1 pseudogene is annotated in these 712 nt (G+C 63.2%); it reads right to left on the bottom strand.

Annotated elements, in window-relative coordinates:
* Positions 1 to 709: pseudogene (locus tag IEZ10_RS38485) on the bottom strand (DNA-directed RNA polymerase subunit beta); the annotation flags it as partial.
* Positions 710 to 712 lie beyond the last annotated feature (3 nt).

Below are 712 nucleotides of genomic sequence, written 5' to 3'. Positions count from 1 at the left end.
GGCCGAACCGCTCCAGGATCTGCTCACTGGTCCAGCCCAGCGCCTTCAGCAGCACCGTGACCGCCTGCTTGCGCTTGCGGTCGATGCGCACCCCGACGCTGTCACGCTTGTCGATCTCGAACTCCAGCCAGGCCCCCCGCGAGGGGATCACCTTGCAGCCGTACAGATCCTTGTCGGAGGTCTTGTCGACACTGCGGTCGAAATAGACACCCGGAGAGCGGACCAGCTGGGAGACCACGACACGCTCGGTGCCGTTGATGATGAAGGTGCCCTTGCCGGTCATGAGCGGGAAATCACCCATGAACACGGTCTGGCTCTTGATCTCACCGGTGGTGTTATTGATGAACTCCGCCGTGACGAACATCGGGGCGGAGTAGGTCATGTCCTTGTCTTTGCACTCGTCAACGGAGTACTTGGGCGGCTCGAACCGGTGGTCGCGGAACGACAGGGACATGGTCCCGGAGAAGTCCTCGATGGGACTGATCTCCTCGAAGATCTCTTCGAGACCCGACTGGGCCGGAACGTCCTTGCGCCCGGCCTGGCGAGCCGCCTCGACCCGCCCCTTCCACTTCTCGTTGCCCAGCAACCAGTCGAACGACTCGGTCTGCAGAGCGAGAAGGTCGGGAACCTCAAGGGGTTCCTGGATGCGTGCGAACGACACACGACGGGGACCAGCGGGTACGGCGGAGGCGTTGCGCGAGGCTGCCAACAG

Origin of the sequence: Streptosporangium pseudovulgare, from assembly GCF_014648055.1 — a bacterium.
Lineage (GTDB): Bacteria > Actinomycetota > Actinomycetes > Streptosporangiales > Streptosporangiaceae > Streptosporangium > Streptosporangium pseudovulgare.
This window is presented reverse-complemented; position numbering and strand designations above follow the sequence as displayed.